This is a genomic window from Dyadobacter pollutisoli (genome assembly GCF_026625565.1).
GTDB classification, from domain to species: Bacteria; Bacteroidota; Bacteroidia; order Cytophagales; family Spirosomataceae; genus Dyadobacter; species Dyadobacter pollutisoli.
The window spans coordinates 6,457,689-6,482,779 of the sequence record NZ_CP112998.1 but is presented as its reverse complement, the minus strand read 5'-3'; the positions used below and the strand labels follow the sequence as shown (position 1 = coordinate 6,482,779).

Genomic DNA, 25,091 nt, shown 5'->3' with positions numbered 1-25,091 from the left:
ATCTGCTAAGTGTAGGGATATATAACGATATTTGTTACGCACAAATTAAACAAAAAATGAGTAACGAAACCATTATTTTCTCAATGTCGGGGGTTAACAAAATCATTCCTCCCAACCGGCATATTATTAAAAACATCTATTTATCCTTTTTCTATGGTGCTAAAATCGGGGTTTTAGGTTTAAACGGTTCAGGTAAATCAACACTTTTGCGCGTAATAGCAGGCATTGATAAGGATATTCAGGGTGACGTAGTTTTTTCTCCCGGGTATTCTGTAGGTATGTTGGAACAGGAACCCAAGCTGGATCCTAACAAAACCGTACGAGAAGTTGTAGAAGAAGGCGTTCAGGAAATTGTCAATCTTTTAAAGGAATTTGACCAGATCAATGAGGCTTTCGGAGAAGAGGATGCAGATTTTGACAAATTACTGGAACGGCAAGGCGAAGTTCAGGAGCAACTGGACGCCTCTGACGCGTGGAATCTCGACAACCGGCTCGAAGTAGCTATGGATGCACTTCGCTGCCCACCTTCTGATTCATTGGTATCGACATTATCAGGAGGGGAAAAACGCAGGGTTGCCTTGTGCCGCCTTCTGCTTCGTCAGCCGGACGTGTTGCTGCTCGATGAGCCCACCAACCACCTGGACGCCGAGTCGGTACTCTGGCTGGAAGAGCATTTGAGACAATATAAAGGAACCGTCATTGCCGTAACCCACGATCGTTATTTCCTTGACAATGTGGCTGGCTGGATCCTCGAACTGGATCGTGGCGAAGGAATTCCGTGGAAAGGCAACTATACTTCCTGGCTGGAACAAAAGCAGGAACGTTTGAAAAAAGAAGAAAAAACCGAATCGAAACGTCAGAAGACATTACAGCGTGAGCTGGAATGGGTACGAATGGGCACGAAGGGCCGACAGGCAAAATCCAAGGCGCGTTTGGGTGCATATGAGAGACTTCTGGGTGAAGAAGGAAGGGAGAAGGAGGACAAATTGGAAATCTTTATTCCGGCTGGACCAAGGCTTGGCAGCAAAGTGATAGAAGCACATAATGTGTCCATGGGCTTCGGTGACCGGTTACTATACGAAAACCTGAGTTTTGCATTGCCTCCTAATGGCATTGTGGGAATTATCGGGCCCAATGGTGCCGGAAAGACGACACTTTTCAAACTGATTACAGGACAATTAAAGCCGCTTACCGGCCATTTTGATGTAGGCGAAACAGTTCAGCTGGCATATGTTGATCAGGAACACGACAACCTCGACCCTGTAAAAACGGTATACCAAAGTATTGCCGACGGTAATGACTGGATCATGATCGCCGGGAAACAATCCAATGCAAGGGCGTATGTCAGTCGGTTTAACTTCGGCGGCGGCGATCAGGAAAAGAAAGTGGGAACGCTTTCGGGTGGAGAGCGGAACCGGGTACACCTTGCCATGACATTGAAAGAGGGTGGAAACCTTCTTCTGCTGGATGAGCCTACCAATGATCTCGACATTAATACATTACGTGCTTTGGAAGAAGGTCTGGAAAATTTCGCTGGCTGTGCCGTGATCATTTCCCACGACCGCTGGTTCCTGGACCGCGTTGCTACCCACATTCTCGCCTTCGAAGGCGACTCACAGGTTTATTGGTTTGAAGGTAACTTCTCGGAGTACGAAGAAAACCGTAAAAAACGCCTGGGAACAGAAGCAACTCCAAAAAGGATCAAGTACAAAAAACTAGCGTAGCAACTATTCTAGTATAATATCTACAAAAAAAGCGTGTTTGCTCGCATAGCAAACACGCTTTTTTTGCATTACAGACTCGAATTGCTTCTCAATTTCTTGCAATATAATTTTATTATAATACCTTTCTACCAAATTATCTTGCTTTAATGATGTTTTTGATCCCACGGGCTTGAATTTCGAATTTAAATTCTGACATTGGAGTTTCTCAACTACCTCCTGTACTTCTCTCTCAAAACATTCCCAGAAAGCACGTCTGCGAAACGGGAAAGTCGCGTTCAAAAATTTCTACATTTTAATATAGTACATCTACTACATTTTTGTAGTAGTTTTAGAATCCGAAATTTATATGCAACAGAAAAAAAAGTCTATGCACTTCGAACACTGTCTACCAGTTTACACAAGAGAGATTTTTAATTTTAAGCGTTTATCAACCCATTTAGCCCTTTTAATGGCCTGCATGCTTTCCATTCAGGTTTTCGGGCAAAGGGAAATTGTTTTGAATACCACCGGATATGGCTTTGATGCCACCGCAGCAAACGGAATCAATCCCGGTCAATGGGACTACATCAAGAAATTCGCAACCCTGAAATATAACGGAAAAGACGCCAGTGTAACGGCAGTTCGGCTGCACGTACAGTGGGAACAGTACGAGCCTACACTTGGCAATTACCAGCGCCAGAAGATGGCCCTCGCTGTAAAAGCCATTCTTGATCTGAACCCTAATATTAAAGTTGCCCTCCACTTTTCTTACCTCCGCCCCGGCTACTGGAATGATGCTTATCTGTCCACTGTCGACATTGCACAAACCTCGGGCGGAGTACTCGTTCGTGACGCTATCGCACACACCAGTCCGTCAGTATTTTCTGAATACACGACTGGCCGGTTCCTATCATTTGTAAACGATGCATTATCTCAGATTGGAGGCTATTCTTCGAGGATCTTGTATGTTGCGATGGGCAACAACGGTTCCGAAGAGTTTTACATGCCCAGAAAAATCATCAATGATATCAGCTACTCCGGTATGTTCGAGACAAAGGCGCTGGCTGCGTGGCGTACCAAATTCCTACCGCTGCAATTTCCGAACCAGGCTAATGCTACCTGGGGCCGCCAAAGCTATCCTATCGGCTCCGCACCACAGCCTACTGATGGCAACTACAATTCAGAAATGGGCCGCGACCTGCACCGGTTTGCAGGATGGGGCCTTTTGAAGCTTTTTAAGGGATTTTACGATACCGTAAAAAGCCGTAATTCTTCCATTAAGGTACTGCATTTCGTTTCTGATTTTGGCTCGGTACAAGGCAATAACTGGCATTTACACAGCAGCACATTATTGCTGGCCCTGGAACTGTCCGATGGAATGTACCATACTGACGGTACTGACCAGTTTGATCTCTGGAAAAAGATCATGGGTATTGATGTGATCAAAGGCACTTACGGCAACAAAATAGCCGCCCTGGAATTTGACCCGATCGACCTCGGTCAGCCCAATGGTGGATCTGGTATCAACGGGGCAATTCCCGCCGAATGGTTTCCGAGGGCATTCAAGCATGGTACCAATTATCTGCATCTCGCCATGCATTTCAACGACAATGAGATCCAGCTGGTGGCCCCTGCCATTGCTGCCTGCAAAGAATTGTACCTTAAACCGGATTATCAGCCACCTGCGCGTTCGGCCCCGGTGACCGTCAATATTTTCCCAAATGTGTTCACCAGTCAGTTTCTTTTCGAGCCGTGGAAGCAAATAGGCGGACAGAATTTTGCCGTTACAGATTTACAGCCCAAATCCATTAAAATGACGGACCTTGGGTATTGGGACAAAGTATGGAATACCTCGAATTACCTGCCCTGTAATTTTTCTGTCAGCGCGAATACTTCACAACCCAAGCCGGTTACAGGGAGTCCCGTCACGTTAAGCGTTAACTGCGCCGGTCAGGAATGTGATGCTGCCGGTTTTACATGGAGTGGCCCGGGCATCATTAATCAAACATCTAAGTCATTTAATATCAGCGCTCCGGCAACGGCAGGTACATACACTTATTCCGTAACCTCCAACCGAAGCGGCTGCAGCCCGAAATCTTCTTCCGTAGCAATAGAAGCGACACCATCGCTACCTGTTAAGCTGATCAGTTTTAAGGTAGTCAAAGAAAACACTACTGCATTGCTCAGTTGGGCGACTTCTGAGGAAGTAAACAGTGAAAGTTTTAAAATAGAGCATAGCACGGAAGGCAAAAAATGGCGGACCATCGGAACGGTAGCAGCGAGCGGTGAGACCAAAAACGCCACAACGTACTATGCATACACCGACATTTATCCTGCCAAAGGGCAAAATCTTTACCGGTTGAAAATGGTGGATCGCGCGGCGAACCGTCGCGACCAGCGTTTTGCGTACAGCCGGATCGTTAGCATTAATTTCAATTCCGAGGCCATGGTGACGACCTATCCGAACCCCGCGACGGACAAGATTACCATCACGGCCAATGACTGGGAAGATGTAAAATCTGTACGGATCGTGAACGTTTCGGGAATCACAGTTTATCATTCTGACCGCCCCGAAACTGAAATTAATGTCCAGAATCTTTCGTCCGGTTCATATGTCATTGGTCTTACCCGCACCAATGGAGAGCAGGAAAATGTCAAGTTTGTGAAAGAGGGCAGCCGATAAAGAAAAAAGCCCGTCAGGTGTAATTTGCCCGAAGATCAATTCTTGCTAACTTTCGCACAGAATCAGTTAATTTTTATCAATGAGCCAAATTTCATCTTTGCATAAAATACATTTTATATCGATAGGTGGCAGTGTGATGCACAATCTTGCCATTGAACTTCATTTAAAGGGATTCGTAATAACCGGGTCTGACGACGAAATATACGAGCCATCATCTAGCCGTCTCGCTAAATATGAGCTCTTGCCAGCCATTTCGGGATGGTTCCCAGAAAAAATCACTGCTGATCTTGACGCCGTAATTCTTGGAATGCATGCGCGTCAGGATAATCCGGAACTGGCCAAAGCGAGGGAATTGGGCATTAAGGTGTATTCCTATCCCGAATATATTTTTGAGCAAAGCCAGAATAAACAGCGTGTAGTGATTGCCGGAAGTCATGGTAAAACCACCATTACTTCGATGATCCTACATGTGCTGAAATATAATAACCGTATTTTTAACTACCTGGTAGGAGCGCAGATCGAGGGCTTCGATAACATGGTGAAACTTTCGGAGAATGCCCCGTTGATCATTATAGAGGGTGATGAATATTTTACGTCGCCTATCGATCCTACACCCAAATTCATGCATTACCAGCCACACATTGCGCTGATCAGTGGTATCGCCTGGGATCATTTTAATGTATTTCCAACCTGGGAATCTTACGTAAAGCAATTTGAGCTCCTGGCCGATTCTCTCCCCAAAGCCGGATCCATTATATTCGATGAAACAGATGATATGCTGGATGTAATCGGCCAAAAAGAAAGGACAGACGTGGTAAATACTCCATACAGCGCCCACCCGAGCGAAATCGTCGATGGCAAGACCATACTGATTACGGCCGAGCAGGGTGAAATTCCGGTGTTGGTATTTGGAAACCATAACATGAAAAATATCAGCGGTGCCCGGGCAGTATGCGAAAGGTTAGGGATTACTGACGAGGAATTTTATCAGGCCATTCAATCATTTAAAGGCGCGTCCAAGCGGCTGGAATTGCTGGGGAGTAACGATTCTGTCAATATTTATCGTGATTTTGCCCACGCTCCTTCCAAAGTAGAAGCGACGACAGCTGCATTAAAAGAACAATTTCCTAACCGCACATTGGTCGCCTGCGCAGAATTGCATACATTCAGTAGCCTTAACAAAGCATTTTTGAAACAATACCGAAGAAAGCTGAAAGCGGCGGATATTGCTGTTGTTTACTACAATCCGCTGACCATTGAGCACAAACGGCTGGAACCTATCACGGCAGAAGATATCCGCGAGGCATTCAAAAGGGACGACCTGAAAATATTCACCGATTCCGACGAGCTGGCTACATTTTTGAAGTCTTTCGAATGGACAGACAGCAATCTGTTGTTGATGAGTTCAGGGACATTTGGCGGTCTGGACCTGAAAGGCCTGGCTGAGACTGTTCTTAGCTGAAACAAAGTGATTCTAACACCACACATTTTATTAAATCATATTTCCAATGCAATCCATCGTTGTTTACTGCGGTTCTAATCCAGGTAAAAAAGCCCTTTATGCGGAGGCAGCCTATGCTCTCGGAGGGGAACTGGCTAAGAGAAATATCAAGCTTATTTACGGCGGAGGTAACATGGGCCTGATGGGGCGCGTGGCCGACGGCGCCATTGATAACAATGGATTTGTGACCGGGATCATCCCGAATTTTCTGGCCAAACTGGAAGTTGCGCACAAAACGTTGTCCGAGCTTCATTTTGTCGATACCATGCACGAACGAAAAGCGAAAATGGTATCCATGTCCAGCGGTGTTATTGCATTACCGGGCGGTTATGGAACATTTGACGAGCTTTTCGAAATCCTGACATGGGCACAGCTGCAAATTTTTGTTGGTCCCGTCGGCTTGCTTAATGTCAATGGCTTTTATGATCTGCTGCTTTTACAATTAGATAAAATGGTCGAAGAAGGCTTTTTGAGATCTGAAAACCGTGATCTGCTGATCGTCGCTGACAGCGCACAGGAGCTTTTAGATAAAATGGAAACATTCAGGCAGCAAAATCCGGAAAATAAGCCACTGGATAGGTCGTTATATGTAGATAATAACTAGTCACCCTTCCGGAAAGCAATGCGTATTTCATTACTTTTAATGGTCACCTTTTCCGTTTCATTCTCGGCCTCTGCCCAGTTGGAAAATCTTGGAAAAACGGTCAATACCGAATATAACGAAATCAGCCCCATCATTTCTCCTGATGGGAAAACGATCTATTTTTCAAGGGTAAGCCATCCCCAGAATACGCGGGGGCCAAAAGGGAGCCAGGATATCTGGTTTTCTGAATTGAAAAATGATAAATGGACGATGGCCAGGCGCCTGCCCGCTCCGATCAACAAAGAAGATTACAACAGTCTTTACAGCATTACTCCCGACGGTAACACGCTGCTGATCAAGGGAGCATACAAAAACGGGGTGTACGAAACACGGGGTTTTTCTACCAGTAAAAAGACTACGAGGGGCTGGACTGCGCCCAACAAGCTGGATATTCCGGGTTATGCCAAAATCAGTAAAGGACAGTTTGACTGTGGTTACTTATCTACCGATGGCAAGGTGCTGGTAATGTCTTTCAGCGAAAAGAAGAACAGCAAGACGGACGATATGTATGTCAGTTTTAAGCAAAAAAACGGTACCTGGTCCAAGCCATTGAACCTTGGTACGGAGATCAATACAGAAGAATTTACTGAAACCACTCCTTTTTTAGCACCAGATGGCGTGACACTTTATTTTTCAAGTGATCGCAAGGGTGGACAAGGCAGTAATGACATTTATTACAGCAAACGCATTGACAAATCCTGGAAACGATGGAGCAGGCCTGTAAATCTTGGTCCAGCTATCAATTCGGATGGTTATGATGCTTATTATACGATTTCAGCGCTCGGTGATTTTGCATATATGGTTTCATTCAAGGATACCGAAGGCAAAGGTGATATCGTGCGGTTTAACCTGCAACCCAAGCCGGCTGTTGGCGATACTACCGAGGCCCCTGTTGCATCCCTGCCTTCCGCAGACCCCGTCGTGATGATCAGCGGGAAGGTGATCGATTCCAAAACGGGTAAACCGGTAGAGGCTACGATCATTTATGAGGATCTGGCCGACGGGGAGGAAATTGGGACTGCTACCACCAATCCAACTACCGGCGAGTACAAAATTATCTTACCTTACGGGCACAAATACAGCATGCGTGCGGTCGCTCCCGACTTTATTGCGGAAGGTGAAAATATTGATCTGACTGATTCTACGGCCAATGGCAAGGGAAAGAGCTTTAAAGAAATTACAAACAAATCCTTAAAGCTCATCCCCATCGAAGAAGGGCAGATCGTACGGTTGAACAATATTTTCTTTGCCACGGGAAAATCAACGCTGAATAATGAGTCATTTCCCGAGCTCAATCGCATTGCCATTTCGATGACGGAAAATAAGACGCTGGCCATTGAACTCGGCGGGCATACCGACAATACCGGTAGCGCTGAATTTAACCTCAAATTATCACAGGACAGGGCGGATACCGTACGAGAATATCTGATTGGAAAGGGTATCGAACCAGATCGCGTGGGTAGCAAAGGTTATGGAGAGACAGTCCCTGTCGCTAAAAACGATACTCCCGAAGGTCAGCAGATGAACCGTCGTGTTGAATTCAGGATTCTAAAGAAATAGCCGCTTCCGAAAACATTCGAAGAAATCCTGCTGAAAGTCAAAAACTGATTTGTAAACATTTCAATGATGAGCTGTTCACAAGTAAAGTTTGACTAGTAGAGTAGTATCAGGAAGACAAAAACTACCAGCCAGAGCGCGCCGGTAAAATGCCAGTAACGGGTGAAAAGCTTGATCCGAAGCCGATTAGGCGGGTTAACACTGTAAACAAAAGAATCAACATATGTCCTGTTCCTGACGGCCTTTCTGAAAAGGTAAATCAGGTATCCAACGCCTACGAGAATGTGCAGTAAGTGCAGGCCTGTCAACAAATAGATAAATCCCTCGGAAGTATTAATCCCGCTGAAAATACCGGTATTGATCATTTCCATCCATCCGCCGGCTTGTAGCAGGATGAACATGAAACCCAGCAGCAGCGTTGCGCCCAGAAACACCCTGTAATGTAGAAACCGTTCATTTGTAAAGGCCAGATTTGCCTCGTGCAAAGTGATGCTGCTAAACAGAATAACCAATGTACTCAGCCAGAACATGTCAGGTAATGCAATCAAATGTCCTGTTTCTCTGTGCGTGCGCACCAGAAAAATAACGAAGATGGAAGTAAAAAGAAGTGAGCTTCCGGCCACGGCAAGCCAAAGCATGAAGCCTAACGGTTCACGTCGCTTGGTAAAAGGATTTTCCTTTAATTTCGTGGTATGCTTTGGACTCATTTCCCTGTCTTCAATTCTAATCAAAAACGCGCATTAAAAGCAATAGGTGAATATAACGACTATTTCCGACCTTCACGCACATTCGGAAACATTAAATTTAGTCCAGAAAACCCTGCCAGACTTTATAATTTCTGAAATTTTCTTTCAGATTTTTTTCCTCATCGAAAATCCCATACAACGTTGATCCCGAGCCACTCATCGAAGCATAGAATGCTCCAAGGTTGTATAAATTGTTTTTAATTGTCTCTAATAGAGGGTATTTTACAAAAAGTGTTGCTTCGAAATCATTTTTAATTTGATCGCGCCAGGAAGCAACAGGTTCCTTTAAAACAGTACGCAAATCTTTGCCACTTCGTTTCGCCTGAACTCCGGAATACGCCTCGACTGTGGATATATGTACCCCTGGGTTGACCATTACAATCCATTTCCCGGCCAGACTAAGGGACACATCCTCGAACTCATCTCCCCTATGAAAACAATAAGCAGGTTTGTTGAGAATAAAAAAAGCACAGTCGCTCCCTAATCTACGTGCATAGCTGAGCTGTTTTTCATGGGAAATTTGAAGATTAAACTGCTGATTCAGTGCTTTAATCGTAAAAGCTGCATCGGCAGATCCTCCTCCCAACCCAGCGCCTATGGGTATCGCCTTCAACAAATGTATTTTCACGGGAGGTAAATCGTAATCGACAGCCAACATTTGATACGCTTTCGCGCACAGGTTGTCATTCCCATTTCCTGGAATAGCAATTCCGTCTGACTGAAATGTAAACTGGCCTGCTGGCGTTATTTCCAGCGCATCTGTCCATCCGACAGGATAAAAGCAGGACTCAATGTTGTGAAAGCCGTCGACACGCTTTTCAACGATGTTAAGCCCCAGGTTGATTTTAGCATTTGGAAAAACAAGCATTATAAACTGTTATTAAGTCTTGTCCGGGATACACGCACCTCTCGGAGTCACTTCCTATCTTTCGGGAAACTAACTCGTTACTGTTCCCAGCGCCACTCCTGACCAATCACCAATTCTTCTTTCAGCCCCTGTGAAATCAGGAAATCGCGTGTTTTCTGATCCGAAAGTTTCTTTACAGCAATATTCTCAGCATTGGCCAGCGCATATAAGTACATAGACCCTATACGAACGGTATTTTCAAACTGCTCTTTGTTGACCAGACTAAAATCGTCGCAATCTGCGTGGTAGCATTGCAGAACACCGGGATCCAGATGTCCCGACAAACCTGCTATGGGCACGCCTTCCAACATAAATGGCTGATGATCGCTGTGAAGGCCTGCCCGATTGGTAGTTTCATTTTTAAAAGTTTCGTCCACATGGTGAATCGCATTCCCAACCCCTGCGAAGAACTCGTTCATTTCCTCTCTTCCGAATGCATTCACGCCCTTGGGATCATTGGTCATATCCAGGTTCATCATATAGGCTATCTTGTCAATACTTCCAGACTTTTTAAGTTCACTGACAAAATGCTTTGAGCCTAGCAAGCCCTGCTCCTCTCCCATGAATAAGACGAACTGGATTGTACGCTCAGGTTTAAGTTTAAGTGCCTTGAACGTTCTCGCAATATCCATCACCGCAAAAGATCCGATTCCATTATCAATGGCACCGGTTGCAAGGTCCCATGAATCCAAATGGCCCCCGATGATCACTTTCTCGTCTGATTTACCTTTCAATGTCGCAATAACATTCCTTGCTTTGATCGGTTTTGAGATATTGTGCATATCAATATGCGCTTCCAATGGGCCTTCTTCCTTGATCCATTTTCTCACTTCATTGCCACTGTCGTTCGAAATACAAACAGCCGGAATGGAGATAATAGCGCCGGTTACCGAGGCCGTTCCAGTCAGCAATATCTTGCCCGGGGCACCATTAACCATAATCACGCCGCGAGCGCCGTACTTAATGGCAAGGGCCGTTTTTTCCGACCTGTGAAGGTTTTTCTTACCGGTAACACCGACCAGATTTATATTGGCAAGGGCTACTTTACCCTTTACCTTTTCTTTCATTAATTCAAAATCCTCTTCCAGTCCATTGCCCACATCTACAATCTGCCCTTGCAGGTTCGATTCGACAGGCGAGTGCGCCAATGATACAACGGGGACATCTCTGAAATTGTCGCTGCTGCCTGGTGCAATGGATAGTGTCACGGTATCACGCATCCAGGCTTCCACTTCAAAAGGCTGGTAAACCACATCGGTAAAACCGTAGCTTTTCAACAGTTTGAAAGCATACTCTTCCGCTTTTTCACCGTTCACACTTCCCGTTAAGCGGTGCCCGATTGACTTTGTAGCATCGCCTAGAGTTTGATAGGCTCTACTATTTTTCCTTACCTCATTGTCCAAACGAGAAAACGGCTTTTCCCATTTTTTGTCATTAGCACGAAATCCTGCAAACAAAACAACAAAACCACCAATCAATACAACTTGTACAACTTTTCTCATAGTTCCTGATAAAGGATGTCATTAATACCGGCTTAAATATCCGTAGAGACATTTAAGCGACGCAAGTTAAACACAAATTAGACCTTAAATAGATTCCAACAGATTCAATATCTTTCTCAAAATACAGAATTTTTTCTACACAAAACTTCTTTCTTAGCCACTGGTTCAAAATCACGTAAATTCCTGAGTTTACATTAAGTGTGAATATTACACTTAATAAACTTCTTTTCTAAAATTTATTTGAACATTTTTGTACTTCCTAGCACTTATATTTAATCGGTTAAAGCATTTCAATCAAAATAAACAAAGCAAAATGTATTTCCTTGGATTCGATTTAGGCAGTTCATCCGTCAAAGCATGTTTGATTCACGCAGATTCGGGGGCCGTCGCTGCCTCAGCATTTTATCCTGAACGGGAAATGACCATTGCCGCACCAAAGCCTGGCTTTGCGGAGCAGCAGCCGGAAATGTGGTGGGAAAATGCGTGCCTCGCTTCGCAGGCTGTCATCAAAACCGCTGGAATTTCCCCTGAGGAAGTTGGTGCTATCGGGATTTCATATCAAATGCATGGATTGGTTGTTGTTGATAAAGACATGAATGTGTTGCGACCATCCATCATCTGGTGTGACAGCCGCGCCGTAGAGGTCGGTAACAAAGCAATGGATTCATTGGGAGAGGAATATGTACTGCCTCACCTGCTCAATTCCCCAGGTAATTTTACCGCTTCCAAACTGGGTTGGGTAAAACAAAACGAACCGGAGGTATACGCAAAAGTTCACAAATTCATGCTTCCAGGAGATTATCTCGCTGCCCGAATGACCGGCGAAATTGTAACCACTCCATCGGGGTTGTCCGAAGGTATCTTCTGGGATTTTGTCAATGAACGCCCTGCTGATTTCCTTTTCGACTACTTCGGTTTTGATCAGGAAATACTCCCTGCCGTGCTTCCAACTTTTGCTGAGCAAGGTAAAGTTTCTGCTTCTGCCGCTGCTGAATTAGGCCTTAGCGCCGGAATCCCGGTTACTTACCGTGCAGGTGATCAGCCTAATAATGCATTCTCACTGAATGTGCTTGAACCTGGCGAAGTGGCCGCGACCGCAGGCACATCCGGCGTAGTCTACGGGGTTAGCGATCAGATCAAATTTGACCCAAAATCAAGAGTTAACACATTCCTCCATGTTAACCCTATCGCAAAATCGTCACGTTACGGCGTGTTGCTCTGCGTCAACGGAACCGGTAGCCTGAATGGCTGGCTTCGCAATTCACTTTTCCAGGGCAATATATCCTACCCTGAAATGAACGCTCTCGCTGCAAAAGCACCTGTTGGCTCAGACGGGCTATTCTGTCTTCCATTTGGTAACGGTGCCGAGCGAATGCTGGAAAACCAAGATCCGGGAAGCACATTCAAAGGGCTTCAGTTTAGCAGACACGGCCTCAATCATTACACACGGGCATCGCAGGAAGGTATTGTTTTTGCGTTGTACTACGGAATGGAAATCATGGAAACGGTTGGAGTTTCACTGAAAAATATCCGTGCCGGAGAAGCCAACATGTTCCTGAGCCCTGTTTTCCGGGAGACATTTGCAAATGTCTCAGGCGCTACCGTCGAACTTTATAATACCGATGGAGCACAGGGAGCAGCGCGCGCCGCTGGCTTCGGTCTTGGTTATTATAAGACCCGTCAGGAAGCGTTCGTGGGACTGACAGCCCTTAGAACCATCGAGCCTGATGCCAGCGTGACAGAAGCAACAAAAGAAGCATACGGCAACTGGAAACTTGCCCTCGAAAAAAGTCTATAAAGTACTCCTGGTCTCTATAATCTTCTCTCTGATCAAGGCAAGATGATAGAGACCAGGCAATACTAATCCGCAATTTGCAGGCAGGCCTTCAAATGTATCACGAAACATTACTGTAATACATTTGCCTCCTGGTTTTTGATAACCTCCTCGACTTTAAAAGCCACGACCTCGGCGACCCGAACCGTTTGATTCTCTTTATTCTGGAACTGGCGGTAATTAAGGCGACCTTCCACGGACACCATTTTCCCCTTTTCAACCAATGTTTCGCAGCGCTGCGCAAGTTGTCCCCAAGCCACTATGGTATGCCAATGCGTATTTTTGACTTCTTCCTTGTTCTTATTGATATACGTCTCATTGGTTGCCAGCGAGAAGCTGACCACTCTACCCCCATCGAATTCTTTTACGCTGATATCACGTCCTACATTGCCGATTAATTTAACTGAGTTCATGTTCTTCAATAGTTAAATGATGAATGATTTTATTTGAGTCGCTCATCAGAAACGACATTGCAAATGTGCAGGATCGACAAAATGTAATTCGGTTATTTACCACTTACAGTCATATAAAAACGTTTACAACCGCTTGCAAACGGAAAATTGCTTTTGCATCACCTACAAATGAATTTTGCTATATTGCGCAACGAGTTCATATACACACTGAATCAGGTTCGCTAATCACGGATTTGAGCTAAATCAAACATAGAATGAAGAATTGCCTGGAATGCGGGAAACCTCTGATGGGAAGGGTAGATAAGAAATTCTGCTCGGATATGTGCCGGAACAGCTACAACAACCGGCTGAATTCAGATTCCTACAACATTGTAAGGAATATGAACAATCAACTCCGCAAAAACCGCAGGATACTGGAAGAACTTTGTCCCGACGAGAAATCAAAGACAACCAAGATCGCCCTGGCTGGCAAAGGATTTGACTTTAACCTGATCACGAGTATCCGCCCGACACTGAAAGGCAGTATCTATCATTTTGTCTATGATTATGGCTATCTCGAACTCGAAAACGATTTTTATCTGATCGTAAAAGATAAGCGATTAGATAAATAAATATTTTTGCACCGAATTCAAACAGCCACAGCATGAAAAAAGTTAGCCTTAGTGATTCCGGGCCCAAAGTATCAGAAGCGATTTACGGTTTCTGGAGATGGACGGACGAAGGTGCGGTTACCACTTCGCAGATTGAGAAAACAGTTAATTTATGTCTCGAACTGGGCATTAATACTTTTGATCATGCCGACGTATACGGGGATTTTACCATTGAAGAACATTTTGGTAAGATCATTAAAAATAAGTCTTTCAAGAGGGAGGACATTGTTCTGTTCAGCAAATGCGGTATCAGGAAGTCTGATGACAAGTACCTGACTTATTATGACACTTCCAGGGACCACATTGTGAATAGCATCAATGGTTCGCTGAAAAGGCTCAATACCGACCATCTGGATATTTTTCTTTTGCACCAAAGCGATTTTCTGTCTGATCCCGAAGAAACTGCTACTGCACTGGCAGAAATCGTGAAAGCAGGGAAAACGAAGCATATCGGTGTGGCGAACTTTACAGTTTTCCAGCATCAGCTACTGGCTTCATATCTGAGAATCCCGATCGTTACCAACCATATCGAGCTGAACCTGATGAACACTTCGGCGATTGAGGATGGCCGGATCGATTTTATCAAACAGAGTTTCAGCAAACCGCTGGCATGGGCGCCGCTCGCAGGTGGAAAAATCCTGAACGGTACCGACGAAAAGGCTGTGAGGCTAAGAAGCAAGCTGGAAGAAATTGGCAAAAAATATGACGCTAATATCGAGCAGACTGCTGTCGCCTGGCTGATGAAATTGGGTACATTGCCTATAATCGGCTCATTATCGGAAACGCGGATCAGAAATGGCGCGAGTGCATCTGATATCAAACTAAGCCACCAGGACTGGTACGAAATATATCAGGTTGTGGGGAAACAATAGATTACGATGGAGTATTGTTTGCTATTTTGTCAAAACAATACTCCATTCATTTCCACTGAAAACCTTATATTTCTCTGAGAAACTTCCCATGTTGACTCCGAGAGAAAAATTGAGCAGGCTATTAAAGTAGCCCACATTCTCCCCTTCTTTTACCTCTCCAAAGGTGTTTACATACCGCACCTTGCCTTCGTAAATTTTATTTTTCAGGTGAAAAACCTGCACATGAACGTCATCCCCGATTTTGACATTTAGTTTATTGAAAACCTCTTTGTCAATATTAGTCCACACATTACCGTACTGAATGTCCAAAATAGGGATTCCACCTGACACTTCGCCATTTTCAAAAGACGGCTTCTGATAGGCAATGGATTCGATTTTGCCAGGCAACTTCGGCCCTACCTGAGAAAGGGAAATCACCTTCGCAGCAAGCCGCGCTCCGGTAAACGCATACACATCGCGACCGTGAAAAGTATAGGATTCGTTCGAGTTTTTACGTCTGTTAACCGCTTCATCTATTTCATGAACCTCCTCTATACCAAGCTGTTCAGCTACCAATGTGAGTGTACCATTGTCGGGCGTGACAAAGTAGTGCCCTGATTTGGTCAGCAATACCACAGATTTTCTTTCAGTACCTACTCCCGGATCTACTACGGAAACAAAAACGGTGCCTTTTGGCCAGTAGGGCGCGGTTTGCACCAATCGATACGATGCCTCCCAAATATTGTAAGCCGGTATCTCATGGGTCACGTCGAATATCCTGAGTTCCGGCGAGACTCCCATTGCCACGCCTTTCATTGCCGAAACGGCACCATCTTTCAAGCCGAAATCTGACTGAAAGACGAGCATATTGTTTTGTGCAAATGCATTGGATATGGCCATCATCACAGCCGCAACTGCTACCAGATAGCTTTTGAATACCTTTTTATTGAAACCAGAATACTGAACCCTTTTCATAAAAACCCCTTTCTTATTGTTGATATGATTTAATCCTTCAATTGCTTGGCGTCTAGTTTTCTAATGATCTCTTTTTTGTTAAAAAGTAGCCTCCAAACAGCAAACGGTATTTCCTGACCCTTCATACAGGTTTTGCAAACATCGCTTTCGGCCGAAACGGGTGCATTGTAAACCAATAATGTGTCACTCAGTTGTTGCAGGTTATCGCTCGCAACTGACTTATTTTTGGCACTATACAAATATGCATCGAGTATCTCTCTTTCCTTTACCGCCAGGTCCTGGTTTTTAAGGTCAGCAACTCCCAGAAGTTCCACTTTAACACCGTATTCTTTTTGTAAAGCCGCGATTACAGGGATTGCTCCTACATTCTTACAAAGCTCTCCTGCTTTTTCAGGGTTCTTTTTCAGCTCGCTTTTCAATGACTTTTCAGCTATCTGGGCAATTTTCTTTCCCCATTCATCTGCCGAATAAATCAGCTGCGTATTGGTAACCCGCTTGATTTGCGTCGCCTTGATCTCCTTGTTTAATTCTTTGGTATTTTCTACGCGGTTTCCCAGATCACATCCGGTCATTAAAATCACCATGATGCCGCAGTACAGTATTTTTTTCATTTTCTGATCAATTAACAATTCTTCCACACCATTCAACCGGTTGATGTTCACAAGTTACGCCGAACGTTTGAAAAACATTCATTTGCCTAAAATGCGTATCTTTGTGCCCCGAATGAGTCGTGCCAAAGATATTCAATAAAAATGATCGATAAATTAGAAGCCATAAAAGAACGTTTCGAAGAAGTTTCGCAACAAATCATACAACCGGAAATTGTGTCGGATTCTACCCGTTATTCCAAAATCAGCAAGGAATATAAGGATCTGGGCCGGATTGTGGAGCAATATGCATTGTATCTGAAACTTCAAAAAGATATCGCTGGCACGAAAGAACTGATCGCGACTGAAAAGGATGAGGAACTGAGAGAAATGGCGAAGGAGGAGCTCGACGAGCTAGGCCCGAAACTGGAAGAACTCGAACAAACGATCAAGGAATTGCTCATTCCAAAAGATCCTAACGACAGCCGTAACATTATCCTCGAAGTAAGAGGCGGAACCGGTGGCGACGAAGCTGCGATTTTTGCCGGAGACCTATTCCGTATGTATCAGCGTTTCTTTGAGAAAATGGGCTGGCGCGCTTCTATTATGGACTTTACCGAAGGTTCCAATGGCGGATATAAAGAGATTATCTGCAAAGTCGAAGGCGAAGACGTTTATGGAAAAATGAAGTTTGAATCGGGTGTACACCGGGTTCAGCGCGTACCGCAAACGGAATCCCAGGGCCGAATCCATACATCGGCAGCATCAGTAGCAGTATTACCGGAAGCGGAAGAAGTGGATGTGCAGATCAATATGAATGACGTGCGTGTGGATACTTTCCAATCGTCAGGTGCGGGAGGACAGTCGGTTAACACGACTTATTCTGCGGTGAGGCTGACCCACATTCCGTCGGGACTGGTGGTAAGTTGCCAGGACGAGCGTTCTCAGCTCAAAAACAAGGACCGTGCGCTAAGCGTTTTACGGTCAAGACTCTATGAGATCAAATTGAAGGAACATAACGATGCTATCAGTTCGCAACGCAAGTCAATGGTGGGAAGTGGCGACCGTTCTGATAAAATCCGTACTTATAATTATCCACAAAGCCGCATTACCGATCACCGCATTGGTTACACGGTTTATAACCTTCCGGCTGTTATGGAGGGCGATATCGGAGAATTTATCGAAAGACTAAGAATCGCTGAAAACGCAGAGCGGATGCAGGAGGGGGAAACGGTTTAGATTATTAAGTCCCGTTTAATAACAATGTCTTCCATCTGGTAAGTGAAATGTTGATCCTTAAACGAAAGATTGACTACTTCTAAAATATTCGTTTTCAAATCTTCAAAATCGTCTCCCTCTGTTCCAATAAACTTACCCTGAATCAAAGTATGGGCACTGTATCCAATGTCCTCTTTGATAATGTTCATTGTAATCACCGGTCTTTTCATCGGTTAGTTATTTTGAGGGATACAACCCAGCATAAGTCTTGGATTTGTAGGTGTCGAAATCCTCTTTTTTGTGATAATCTTCCCCGATGAATGTGATCACCTGGTGAAATTCTTTGGCTTTCATATAGCCGGGCAGTGGCTGGATCATATTGAATTGATCGTCAAGGAAAACGGTCGTGGGGTAGCTGGGCTGATTATTGGTGAGCGCCAATGCTATTTCATTAATCCCTCTTCCGCCCTCAGCCAGGTATTTGAATTTTTTATCTCCCAATGTAATGGCTTCTTTCTGTTCTGCGTCCAGCTTTACCGCGTAAAATTTTCTGTTCACGTACTCAACTACTGCTTTGTTTTTGAACGTCTCCCGGTCCATTACTTTGCACCATCCGCACCAGTCCGTGTAAACATCAATTAGTACCTTCCGCGGCTCCTTCTGAATTTTCGCATAAGCTTCTTCAATGGTCAGCCACTGAATTCCTTCGGCCGGACGATTGCCAGAGTCTGCTTTGAAGCCGGTAGACACCGCTAGCAGCGTCAGAACAAGAAGTGAAGAAGTTATGAATTGTTTCATGATTTTTTTGATTTCTCTTGGGAAACAAATTTCAGCATAAAAAAATTGTTTATCTGCTTTTGGCAAAAGAAACCAATATCCCTCCGATCACTATCAGCATCATTCCGGTAATCGTCGAGAGCGACGGAATGGATTCCCCCATCAAAAATCCGATCAGGACTGAAAAAAGAATATTGGAATAACCGACGGCTGCCACTCTTCCGGCTTTATCAAATGTGAATGATTGTGTCAGCATTTTCTGGCCCATTAATGCGGTTAATCCCAGCGCCAGAAAGCCCAGCCACTGCCATACATTTTCAGGCCATTTGAATGTACCTATCAAAAAATCAAGATGTTCCATCGGGTAGTAAGTCCCTACCAACATGGATAGTATTGGCATGATGATCCCGCTCAGCATAAAGGACAGAATAATCGCCCGGGTATCGTACACCACACCCAATTGACGGATCGACAGATATGAAATGGCGGTGAGCAACGCATTACCCAGCCCCAGTGCATTGTCCCGCATGGAAATGGACAGATCGGGACGAAAGACGAAGAGTATCCCGGTGAAACCGACAAATATAGCTGCCCATTCCTTGGAATTGAGCGTTTCTCCGATCAACAGCCAAGAAAACAAAGCCAGAAAAATAGGATAGGTATACTGATAGGTAGAAGCGCGGCCCAGTCCCAGCGTCTGAATTGCGTAGAAAAGCATATAAAGCGACAATGTTCCAACTACTCCCCTGAAAATCAGCAGTCCCAATTTACCTCCTTCTTGTCGCATCGGCCGTCGCCATACGCTGGTAATGATGAAAACTACACCGACAATATTTCTAAAAAACACAAGTTGTACAATGTGAAACTCCTTACCCAGCCATTTAGAAATCGCGGAGGTCAATGCAAAGAAAAAGGCCGCTCCCAGCATGAGATAAATGCCTTTAAAGGAAGCGGTTGCAGGGAGGTTGTCAGTAGTAGCGGCCAAAAACAAACGGATTTGCCCCAAATATAGCGCATATCCTACACAGTCGAAAGTCCTTCCAATTGCTTATCTTTGTGGCGTTTGGTGCCATAGCGCTGCCTCAGCAGCAATTAGGCTTAATAGGGAATTCCGTGGTAAACCGGAAGCTGTCCCCGCAACTGTAAGTCTGTTCCAATTGATCCAATCTTCGTGGCCACTGTAAAACGGGAAGGCCGGGGATCAAAAGACGAGCCAGGAGACCTGCCATAATGATTCTAAACTTTTGTTTTCGGTGGAAAAACAAAGGGATATTTGCCCAATTCATCCATTTGCCCAGGTGATCATTGACCGGTGGTTTTTCATGGCCGTTACTGTATCCATTTGCATTTTTCTTTCGGAGAATCTTTTGGCACAGAAAGATAGCGTGCAACTGGAACCGGTAACTGTGAAAGGATTTGTTCCTGAGAGATTCATGAGCGGCCTCAAAATACAGAAAATAGATTCTGCTACATTGACACAATTCCGGTTTGGCAACATCAGCGACCTGCTTTCACTCTATACACCCATTGCATTTAAAAATTACGGCCCCGGCCAGCTGAACACCGCTTCCTTTCGGGGAACATCGGCTAATCATACGGCAGTGTTATGGAACGGGCTGAACATTAATTCGCCGATACTTGGCCAAAGTGACTTTTCCACCATTCCTGTTGCCGGTTTTGACCAATTGTCTGTTCAATATGGCTCATCTGCGAGCGTAGTAGGCAGTGATGCAGTCGGCGGCAGCATTTTATTGAATAGTAATGCAATCCATGAAGGTATGCACCAATCCTTTGGCAGACTGCAGGAAAGCTTCGGTAATCACCAAATGCAATACACAGGCCGGTATGCAGCAGCCATAAACGACAAATGGAATTTTTCCGGGAAAACCAATTTGTACTTCGGCCGGATGAATAACGATTTCCCGTATTCAGAGCGAAGAAAATATACATTGCTACCATCTGAAAGCTCACAGAAAGGTATCGTTCAGGATCTGTTTTTTCAATCCAAAAATGACCAGGAAATATCCGTACATGTGTGGCTAACGTCTAACCGGTTAACCCTCACACCTGATGACCAGGCAGGTAGGGAGCTTACGCAGACGGAGGCCTATCGTACAATGCTGCGTTACCGGATCAAAGATCTGACTTTCAGAACTGCCTGGGTGCGGGACGTGATTGACTATGCGAAAGGCGACTATGCCTTGCTCGACCATGCTGTGGCAGACAAGTTTTCCAGCCGGGTTGAGAAGGATTTTCAATGGGATTTAAGGAAGTCGGGAAGTAACATTCAAATGAAGGTCGGAGGCGAATGGACCCATTACCGGGCACAAGTGGCTGGTTATGGAAAATCGCTCATTACCGAAAACCGGGGTGACCTCTATGTCCTCACACGCTGGCAGGCTACGCCTCACTGGCTGGTGTCCGCCAATATGCGCCAGGCATTTATGACGCGTTTCAATCCACCATTCACACCATCAGTTGGTACTGAATATCAGCTTCTTCAGAACATTAATTACAGCTTAAAAATGAAGGGTTCTGTTGGAAGAAGCTACCGTGTACCCACATTGAATGAAAGATACTGGAAAGAACTTGGCAACCCGGACATTAAACCGGAAAGTGGCTGGAACAAGGAGATAGGCTTGGAACAGAGCTACCTCGCCGGTATTAATCAAACATTCACCACTTCACTTACCGCTTATCATAACCGGGTCAGGGACTGGACTTACTGGAATCCTTCCAAAAGTTATCACGTGGAGAATTTGCAGCAGGTACTGGCGCGGGGAATTGAACTGCAACTGGGATGGAGAAATCATTTTCAAAGCTGGAAATCCGGGATCAATTTGGGATATGCATTGAACAAAAGCTCGCAGGAGAAAGCTTATGATGCTTATTCCGTCGACATTGTCGGCAAGCAGCTGGTTTTCGTCCCGATGCATTCAGGTAATGGGAATGCATTTATCCAATATAAAAATACCAGGATCACAGGCCAGGTACAGACCATCAGCAAGCGGTTCAGCACTTTTGATAATTCGCAGTTCCTGAACGGTTACACCTTGGCTAACTTACTGGCCGAAACGACAATTTCTTTGAATAAAATAAAAATGCGTTTTCAGGGGCAGGTCAACAATATTACCAATACATTTTACCTAAATGTCAGAAACAATGCGATGCCGGGAAGGAGTTTTGCGTTAAGTTTGACCATGAGTTACGATTCGAAGACCAAATTCTTTCAATAAATAAAACAAAAATGAAAAAACAGTTAACCAGATTAGTAGCAGTAACATCCTTATCTATTTTAGCCTGGTCGTGTAACCAAAGCGATCCAGCTCCAAAAGGCGATTATATACAAGGTGTATTTGTGATCAATGAAGGTAATTTTTCACAGAACAATGGAGCTATTTCTTTCTTTGTAAGAGAGCAAACTGTTTCGGAGGCTGATATTTTTTCCAAAGTGAATGGTACTGCATTGAAAGGCGGCGTACAGGGTTATGCCGCGGTGGGCGAAAAAGGTCTGATACTGGTTGATAATTCAGCTGCCGGCCTTGATAAGGTTGAGATCATTAATAGCAATACATTTAAATCGGAAGCGACTATTGGCGCGCCGGACATAGAAAACCCCCGCGAAGTTGTGATCGGAAGCAACAATACCGCTTACGTTTCATGCTGGGGCACCAATGCTAGCTATACCTTCAAAACGGGCTACATCGCTGTCATTGACCTGAACACCAACAAAGTGACCCGGAAAATTGATATTGCAGCCGGCCCTGAGAATATGGTTTTCAATGCAGGAAAGCTTTTCGTAGGAACCACTTCGTTCGGTACCGACAAGAACCTGTATGTTATCAACACCGGGACAAACATTATTGAGAAGTCTGTTCCTTTGGACATCGCACCTAACCCGATCGGTATTGATGCCAACGGAAAGCTTTGGGTCAATACTGGTATCAAAGCATTGAAATTGAATGCGGATACTTATGTCACGGAGGCAACACTGACAATTGGTACTAACGCTACCAAAATAGCTTCAAATTTTGCATTCAGCTCTGATCGCAAAACCGTTTTCTTCGTATTGTCTTATTTTGACGCAAATTATTTGAGCCACGGAGAAACATACAAGTTCGGTGTCAATGATGCTCAGATCAATGTAACGACTCCATTTATCAAACGCAATTTCACTGGCCTGACGGTTGATCCATCTCAGGGACTGATCTATGCGGGGGTAACGCCTTCATTCGCGCAGGCGGGATATGCAGTCCGCTACCGTGCCGACGGGAGCTTGGTTGACTCTGTTAAGGTGGGCGTAGCCCCTACTGGCTTCTTTTTCAAATAAAAAATAAGGGTGCCCGAATTTTCGGGCACCCTTTGCATATCATTAAGCTAAAATTCCTATTTGAAAAATCCTTGCGGATCAGGCATTTTGGCTTTTAACAATTCTACGAAATCAAGGTTCATTTGCGACAGGTCCAACGTTCGGCCTTTATGAAGGTGCTCCCAGGACTTATCCAGCTCGTTGAGATTGTAATGCAACAGAGCCAGGTTATATTGCCCCAAAGCATATGTAGAATCCAACGCTACTGCGTGCTTCAACAATTCACCCGCCTCATCCAATTCCTCTTTCCGGCTCGTGATCGCGTATAGTTTCAGATCCACGGTAGACAAATCGACCAGCAAAGGCACATTTGTTCCCTGTAACCCGATACCACGGCTCAACATTCGCTTGGCATCCACCCAGTTTTCACGCTGATAGGACACTACGCCCAGGCCCCAATAAGCCTCCACATTTTTATCATTCAATAAATGGGCGAGGTTGAAACGATAGCAGGCTGTATCCAGTGATCCTTCCTGAAGATATTCCCAGGCACGCGTTGCGAAAAAACTGCTCGCTTCAGTACGGCTTGTAAACGATTTGTCGCATTCACTCAGGAACCGGATTTCTTCGTCAATCTGCTCTGAGGTCTTGCTAATTTCCCCGAACAAAGGAAGTACGCGTCTTTCTTTTAACTCTAACGGCCGCTTTTGGGCAACGTTCGTATCCGTGTTTGGGCCAGCGCTCGCAAGATGGGTATTTTGAGCATAGCCAAATACAGGTACTAAAAAAGCAAGCCAAATAACAACAGATTCTTTCATAAATAACTTAAATAGAGAACAGGTTTTCTATTGTCCAAGTTAAACGGATTTATTGGAATTGTATTGCATTATCTTCGTTTACTTCTTCCTGGCGAACTTCTTCTGCCTTGCGCACCCTTTGCTAAGGGTTTAGAAGTAGGTCTGTACACCTTCTTTTTCTCATGGAATGCCCCTAAAAATGTCGGGTCTTCTTTCCTTTTCTGGTTATCGATTTCTCTGAGCATATCTTGTCGCTCCAATGTTGGAGTTGACGCTATTTCGAGATCTTCCGGCAATTCCTTTCGCGGAATTTCCATGCGGATCATGTTCTCAATTTTCCGAATGTGATATTCATCGGCCATTGTCATGAATGTAATAGCCTGCCCGATATGGTTTGCCCTGCCCGTCCGGCCAATGCGGTGAACATAGTCCTCATAAATCAACGGCACGTCAAAATTGATCACGTGGCTTACCTCTGTGATATCAATGCCTCTTGCTACTACATCCGTCGCAACCATTACCCTTACTGAGCCCTCCCGGAATGCATCCATTGCATTCGTACGCGTATTTTGTCCTTTATTAGCATGGATTACCCTTAGTTCCTCCTCTCGTACTACTCGCCCCAGCAAATTTTGATGGACAAGTCCGGCTACTTCCCTGCTTCTCGTAAAAACCAGCACACGGTTAAACGTTTCACGGTCCTGTAATAAGTGGGTCAGCAAGGCTATTTTAGTCCGAAAGTTAGGTACCTCGTACAGCGACTGAGCCACCATTTCGGCGGTAGTAGCCTGCGGAGTTACTTCAATACGGGTCGGAAATTCAAGGAATTCGTGGGAAAGCTTTTCCACTTTTTCGGAGAATGTGGCTGAAAAGAGCATGTTCTGTCTCTTTCGGGGAATAATTTCCAGCAACTTGCGGATTTGAGGCATAAAACCCATATCCATCATTTTATCCGCCTCGTCCAGGATCATTACGTTCAGGTGTTTTACGATCACCTCCTCCTGAAAATAAAGGTCCATAAACCTGCCAGGTGTGGCCACAATAATGTCGACACCTTTTCTTAAATTCTCGATTTGTGTTTTGGGCCCAACTCCGCCGAAGAGTACCACAGTACGGATATCGGTATATTTTCCAAGCTGGATAATTGCTTCTGAAATCTGCATCGCCAGCTCCCGGGTAGGGGCCATGATCAGCGCCCGCGGATGTTCGCCCTGAGCGTATTTGATGCGCATTAATAAAGGTAATGTATAAGCTGCGGTCTTCCCGGTACCGGTTTGGGCAATGCCAAGAATGTCCTGTCCTGACAATGCCAGCGGTATCGCCTGCTCCTGAATTGGCGTCGGCTCGGTATAGCCCGCTTCCTCAATGGCATTGAGTAATTGACGGTTAAGCTTGAACTGCTCGAATTTGTTTTGCGTAGTCTGCATCCGGCAAAGGT

At 44.9% G+C, this 25,091-nt stretch carries 22 protein-coding genes and 1 riboswitch; of the genes, 11 read left to right on the top strand and 11 right to left on the bottom strand.

Features of this window, described 5'->3' with window-relative positions:
* Positions 1-56 precede the first annotated feature (56 nt).
* From ettA to ON006_RS26820, 5 genes are all read left to right on the top strand, one after another.
* A complete protein-coding gene (gene ettA / locus ON006_RS26840) occupies positions 57-1,724 on the top strand; it encodes an energy-dependent translational throttle protein EttA (RefSeq protein WP_244821267.1) in 1,668 nt (555 codons plus the stop codon).
* 457 nt (positions 1,725-2,181) lie between these two features.
* The gene (locus ON006_RS26835; protein ID WP_244821266.1) at positions 2,182-4,386 is read left to right on the top strand and encodes a T9SS type A sorting domain-containing protein; all 2,205 of its coding nucleotides are present in this window, start codon (positions 2,182-2,184) and stop codon (positions 4,384-4,386) included.
* Positions 4,387-4,465: 79 nt separating this feature from the next.
* On the top strand, positions 4,466-5,848 hold the full coding sequence (locus ON006_RS26830; protein WP_244821265.1) for a UDP-N-acetylmuramate--L-alanine ligase: 1,383 nt from the start codon (positions 4,466-4,468) through the stop codon (positions 5,846-5,848).
* Between the two features lie 46 nt (positions 5,849-5,894).
* Positions 5,895-6,491 carry an LOG family protein gene (locus ON006_RS26825; protein ID WP_244821264.1) on the top strand — a complete coding sequence of 199 codons (597 nt, stop codon included), beginning with the start codon at positions 5,895-5,897 and terminating at the stop codon, positions 6,489-6,491.
* Between the two features lie 18 nt (positions 6,492-6,509).
* Positions 6,510-8,090, top strand: coding sequence for an OmpA family protein (locus ON006_RS26820; protein ID WP_244821263.1), 1,581 nt, complete (start codon positions 6,510-6,512; stop codon positions 8,088-8,090).
* Between the two features lie 92 nt (positions 8,091-8,182).
* Here the strand turns inward: ON006_RS26820 and ON006_RS26815 are convergent, their stop codons facing one another.
* The 3 genes from ON006_RS26815 to ON006_RS26805 form a co-directional block, all read right to left on the bottom strand.
* Entirely contained in the window at positions 8,183-8,818 is a 636-nt protein-coding gene (locus ON006_RS26815) for a cytochrome c oxidase subunit 3 (RefSeq protein WP_310590202.1), read from the bottom strand.
* A gap of 73 nt (positions 8,819-8,891) precedes the next feature.
* Positions 8,892-9,701 (bottom strand): 4-(cytidine 5'-diphospho)-2-C-methyl-D-erythritol kinase, encoded by an 810-nt coding sequence (ispE, locus tag ON006_RS26810; RefSeq protein ID WP_244821262.1) that lies wholly within the window; start codon positions 9,699-9,701, stop codon positions 8,892-8,894.
* Between the two features lie 77 nt (positions 9,702-9,778).
* Positions 9,779-11,242, bottom strand: a complete 1,464-nt coding sequence (locus ON006_RS26805; RefSeq protein ID WP_244821261.1) for a M28 family peptidase — start codon at positions 11,240-11,242, stop codon at positions 9,779-9,781.
* Between the two features lie 313 nt (positions 11,243-11,555).
* Here ON006_RS26805 and ON006_RS26800 point away from each other — a divergent pair, with 313 nt between their 5' ends.
* Complete coding sequence (locus ON006_RS26800) at positions 11,556-13,040, top strand: xylulokinase (RefSeq protein WP_244821260.1); 1,485 nt, start codon at positions 11,556-11,558, stop codon at positions 13,038-13,040.
* A 107-nt stretch (positions 13,041-13,147) separates the two neighbouring features.
* Here the strand turns inward: ON006_RS26800 and ON006_RS26795 are convergent, their stop codons facing one another.
* A complete protein-coding gene (locus tag ON006_RS26795) occupies positions 13,148-13,489 on the bottom strand; it encodes a single-stranded DNA-binding protein (protein ID WP_244821259.1) in 342 nt (113 codons plus the stop codon).
* Between the two features lie 254 nt (positions 13,490-13,743).
* Between ON006_RS26795 and ON006_RS26790 the strand changes: the two genes are divergently transcribed.
* The gene (locus ON006_RS26790; protein ID WP_244821258.1) at positions 13,744-14,100 is read left to right on the top strand and encodes a DNA gyrase inhibitor YacG; all 357 of its coding nucleotides are present in this window, start codon (positions 13,744-13,746) and stop codon (positions 14,098-14,100) included.
* 32 nt (positions 14,101-14,132) lie between these two features.
* Positions 14,133-15,011, top strand: a complete 879-nt coding sequence (locus ON006_RS26785) for an aldo/keto reductase (protein WP_244821257.1) — start codon at positions 14,133-14,135, stop codon at positions 15,009-15,011.
* A gap of 21 nt (positions 15,012-15,032) precedes the next feature.
* Here the strand turns inward: ON006_RS26785 and ON006_RS26780 are convergent, their stop codons facing one another.
* Together ON006_RS26780 and ON006_RS26775 are read right to left on the bottom strand one after the other, a co-directional pair.
* Positions 15,033-15,965 (bottom strand): SAM hydrolase/SAM-dependent halogenase family protein, encoded by a 933-nt coding sequence (locus tag ON006_RS26780; protein WP_244821256.1) that lies wholly within the window; start codon positions 15,963-15,965, stop codon positions 15,033-15,035.
* 29 nt (positions 15,966-15,994) lie between these two features.
* The gene (locus ON006_RS26775) at positions 15,995-16,576 is read right to left on the bottom strand and encodes a hypothetical protein (RefSeq protein ID WP_244821255.1); all 582 of its coding nucleotides are present in this window, start codon (positions 16,574-16,576) and stop codon (positions 15,995-15,997) included.
* 141 nt (positions 16,577-16,717) lie between these two features.
* Between ON006_RS26775 and prfA the strand changes: the two genes are divergently transcribed.
* Positions 16,718-17,791, top strand: coding sequence for a peptide chain release factor 1 (gene prfA / locus ON006_RS26770; RefSeq protein WP_244821254.1), 1,074 nt, complete (start codon positions 16,718-16,720; stop codon positions 17,789-17,791).
* Here the strand turns inward: prfA and ON006_RS26765 are convergent.
* Genes ON006_RS26765 through ON006_RS26755 form a run of 3 tightly spaced genes read right to left on the bottom strand, consistent with a single transcriptional unit; the run spans position 17,788 to position 19,532 of the window.
* Positions 17,788-18,000, bottom strand: a complete 213-nt coding sequence (locus tag ON006_RS26765; RefSeq protein WP_244821253.1) for a hypothetical protein — start codon at positions 17,998-18,000, stop codon at positions 17,788-17,790. The genes prfA and ON006_RS26765 overlap by 4 nt on opposite strands.
* 7 nt (positions 18,001-18,007) lie before the next feature.
* Positions 18,008-18,568 (bottom strand): thioredoxin family protein, encoded by a 561-nt coding sequence (locus tag ON006_RS26760; RefSeq protein ID WP_244821252.1) that lies wholly within the window; start codon positions 18,566-18,568, stop codon positions 18,008-18,010.
* 49 nt (positions 18,569-18,617) lie between these two features.
* A complete protein-coding gene (locus ON006_RS26755) occupies positions 18,618-19,532 on the bottom strand; it encodes a DMT family transporter (protein ID WP_244821251.1) in 915 nt (304 codons plus the stop codon).
* Between the two features lie 62 nt (positions 19,533-19,594).
* A riboswitch (cobalamin riboswitch) is annotated at positions 19,595-19,792 on the top strand.
* Positions 19,793-19,800: 8 nt separating this feature from the next.
* On the opposite strand from ON006_RS26755, the gene ON006_RS26750 reads away from it, so the two are divergent.
* Positions 19,801-21,783 carry a TonB-dependent receptor plug domain-containing protein gene (locus tag ON006_RS26750; RefSeq protein WP_244821250.1) on the top strand — a complete coding sequence of 661 codons (1,983 nt, stop codon included), beginning with the start codon at positions 19,801-19,803 and terminating at the stop codon, positions 21,781-21,783.
* An 11-nt stretch (positions 21,784-21,794) separates the two neighbouring features.
* Complete coding sequence (locus ON006_RS26745; protein WP_244821249.1) at positions 21,795-22,877, top strand: YncE family protein; 1,083 nt, start codon at positions 21,795-21,797, stop codon at positions 22,875-22,877.
* A 56-nt stretch (positions 22,878-22,933) separates the two neighbouring features.
* Here ON006_RS26745 and ON006_RS26740 read toward each other — a convergent pair whose 3' ends face one another.
* Positions 22,934-23,674, bottom strand: coding sequence for a tetratricopeptide repeat protein (locus ON006_RS26740; RefSeq protein ID WP_244821248.1), 741 nt, complete (start codon positions 23,672-23,674; stop codon positions 22,934-22,936).
* Between the two features lie 68 nt (positions 23,675-23,742).
* A complete protein-coding gene (locus ON006_RS26735; RefSeq protein WP_244821247.1) occupies positions 23,743-25,080 on the bottom strand; it encodes a DEAD/DEAH box helicase in 1,338 nt (445 codons plus the stop codon).
* Positions 25,081-25,091: the final 11 nt, after the last annotated feature.